The organism is Patescibacteria group bacterium, assembly GCA_018817085.1.
In the GTDB taxonomy this organism is placed as follows: Bacteria; Patescibacteriota; WWE3; order CG2-30-40-12; family CG2-30-40-12; genus CG2-30-40-12.
On the sequence record JAHIUT010000069.1, the window covers coordinates 1 to 3,004 of the forward strand.

Here is a 3,004-nt window from a genome sequence, read left to right on the forward strand (position 1 = left end):
AGAAGAAATAGAAAAAATCAAATCTAGTTAACAACCTTACTATTTCAATTTATTTTCTCTATCTTCGATTTCCTTGCCTTTTTTTGTGGAACTATGGAAGTAAATAAAAAAAGTTTAAAAGATGCTACAGAAATTGCCTCTCTATTTAGTGCATTAGAAAAAGAATTCAATAAAGTTAATAATACAGATAAGGGTAAAATTAGGTAAGGTATATCGTGTAAAGAAAAGGGAGCCAGACAACTTTTTGCGACATTACTATAAAATCAGCAGGTCATAATAAAGGACAATTAGCCCCGAATGCTGAATTTTGGCACTCTGCCACATCGCCTTATTTGTTTAAATAAGTAATCGTTAATTGCAAAACTGTTGCAAACGAAACCCAGAGCAAATATGGAATGTTGGCATAGACGACCCAGCGGAGTTCAGGCTTTGTGTTCCAAACAGTGCGAAGTGCCCAAATGAGTGTACCGAGAACAAGCAAGATATCAATTGTCGCCAAAAGATTATTTTTCAAACCGAATTGCAAAGGCGTGAAAGCAAAGTTGAAAATAAGATTGAGAGCAAAAGGCAAGGCTACAGCCCATGAAATTTGCTTGATAAATATTTTATAAAACACTGTACCAAAAGAAACCGCAATACTCGCATACAAAACCGCCCACACCGGCCCAAAGAGCCAGCTCGGCGGCGCCCAGCCTGGTTTAATTAGTTGTGAATACCAGTTGTATGTGTTCATAATTTTGTAATTTCCCCCCGAATTCTTGCCTTGCCGTAGCTTGAAAAGCGAAGGAGGGTTAGGGCTTTTCAGACTTTAGGCTAGTAGCTCAAATCAGAGAGGAAATAGAGAAAGTGAAGCCTTGTATGGCTATTTCAGGCTAATTTACTTTTTATCAGAACCATCAATAGAACTACGGCTATATTTTAATTCTAGCAATTTTTCTAATAATGGAAAAGTCCTATAAGGCTGTTTAAAACTATCTGATCCCATGTGTCCTTCTCCTTCTCGACAAATAAGTGTTCCACCAGTCTTCTTCCACATATACAAACCTTCTTCTTGGTCAATGGTCCAAGGATCATCTTCAGAGTTAATGTATATCAAGTCTTTCGCAGCTTTTTTAATTTTCTCCCAATTATATTCAGGTTGAAGAATTGGTTGAATTTCTTTATCACCCCTTAGTTTACGAGCAAATCCTGCCACCAATATTGCTTTATGAATAGTAACATTAATATTTTCCAATACACTCAAAACTAATGGTCCTCCTGCTGAATGGCCCATGATAATAGTGTCTTCTGTATATTTTCCCTCAAGAGCAACAGGTAGCCATTTTGAAAGCTCGGGATTGTCTGCATCAGGTAGTTGTGGCACCCACACTTCATAGCCTAACTTTTCAAGAAATACTTTTGTGTTCGGGAACCAATAGGAGTCTGGAGTACAACCTGTGCCATGGAAAATAATTGCGTTTTTCATAGTTTGCCTCCTTTTGCTAACAACTCAATTTCTGAATATAGTTTATCACTCACCTCAATTTCTTCGCTCATAAGTTGTTTAGCTCTCATCTTTTGTGATTTCTCACCAGGGAAGTAAATTTCTTCAACACCTCGAGCTTTAGGAGCTTGTTTCAGTTCATCTATCGCTTTTCTAACATCCCGCTTGAAATCGGCTAGTGGTCTAAATATTTCAGGGTTAATGAGAATGTAAGCTGTACCCCAACCACCTTCAACTGAAAAACCAACTCTAGAACCAGTTAAGGCACCTGCTATCAGTTCAACCATAAACGCCAGTCCTGATCCTTTATGTCCTGCTATTGGTAACAATCCACCATCCATCGCCTCAACAGGATTTGTAGTTGGATTTCCGTCTTTATCTATCGCAACACCTTCTTTAATAGTTTTACCTTCCTGTTTTGCCACCATTAAGTCGCCCCAAGTTATTTGAGAAGAGGCCATATCAAGAACCACAGGAATATCGTCAGTTGGTACACCAATTGTTACTGGATCAGTACCCCACAATTCCTTCTTCGCCCCAAAAGGCACAAGTCCTCCTGGTGAGTTATTAAATCCGATAAAGATCAAATCAGAAAGTGCGGCTTGCCTTGCATATGAACCAATAAATCCTGAACAATATTCAGCGTCTTGTATCCCAACAATACAGATACCTGATTCTTTGGCTTTTTTAGTCGCTATTTCTAATGATTTATAAATTGGAATAAAAGCAGGTTTATGTTTTGCGTTAATAAGAAGGTTTGTAAGGTTATCTTTTACGATTTCAATATCATCATGTAAACTGGATAACTTTCCCGATTCTACATTTCTTTTAATTGCAGGGAGTCTAACAAAACCATGGCTTTTTCTACCTGATAATTCCGCATCTATAAGATTCTTTGTTATCAACTCCGAATCTTCCATTGAAAAACCAACTTTGGCTAATACATCGAGGGAAAGTTGCTTTGCTTGATCTATCTTTATTTTCATAGTTATATTCGTTATTCTACTAAAATTTGCCCTCTTTTACGAGCCATAACCTTAGCAATAGAAGCGCGTAGAATCGCTTTTACCAAGCGTTTGAAGCTAAATTGATGAGTTATACCTGTTCGTAACTAGCGATTGTTTCACTTCTTATTTTATTGAGGCTAAACTTGGTATATTAAGTGCCAACTGGCTCGAACGATGGTATGATTATAGAACAATAGACTGGTCTTCTGAAATCGAATACCCAGAGTTTACAATGAAAGAAATCCAAAAATTCCTGTCTAACTAGTCCCTATCGCCCAATAAATAGTCTTTTTTGTTTCCTTCTATTCAAGACAAACGATCAAAATCTCCATCCTTTAAGCGCTCTTTCATAAACCCGATAGGGTTTGGCGCCGATAAACACCTTACCGTTGATAAAAATGGTCGGTGTCCCATAGATGTGGGTTCTTTGAAGTTCATTCATCTGGTTGTCAACTGCCTTACGAGTAGAAGGATCGGCTACACACTCCCTAATCTCGGCAAGACTATAACCAAC

Annotated in this window: 4 protein-coding genes; all 4 read right to left on the reverse strand. The window is 37.9% G+C overall.

Annotated features, from left to right (window positions below; translation table 11 throughout):
• Positions 1-328 precede the first annotated feature (328 nt).
• The gene (locus KJ678_04500; protein MBU1017388.1) at positions 329-733 is read right to left on the reverse strand and encodes a tryptophan-rich sensory protein; all 405 of its coding nucleotides are present in this window, start codon (positions 731-733) and stop codon (positions 329-331) included.
• 144 nt (positions 734-877) lie between these two features.
• Positions 878-1,465 carry an alpha/beta hydrolase gene (locus tag KJ678_04505; GenBank protein MBU1017389.1) on the reverse strand — a complete coding sequence of 196 codons (588 nt, stop codon included), beginning with the start codon at positions 1,463-1,465 and terminating at the stop codon, positions 878-880.
• A complete protein-coding gene (locus tag KJ678_04510) occupies positions 1,462-2,469 on the reverse strand; it encodes an Ldh family oxidoreductase (GenBank protein ID MBU1017390.1) in 1,008 nt (335 codons plus the stop codon). The genes KJ678_04505 and KJ678_04510 overlap by 4 nt, the downstream gene beginning before the upstream one ends.
• Before the next feature lie 340 nt (positions 2,470-2,809).
• On the reverse strand, positions 2,810-3,004 hold a 195-nt coding region (locus KJ678_04515; protein MBU1017391.1), incomplete at its 5' end, for a DsbA family protein.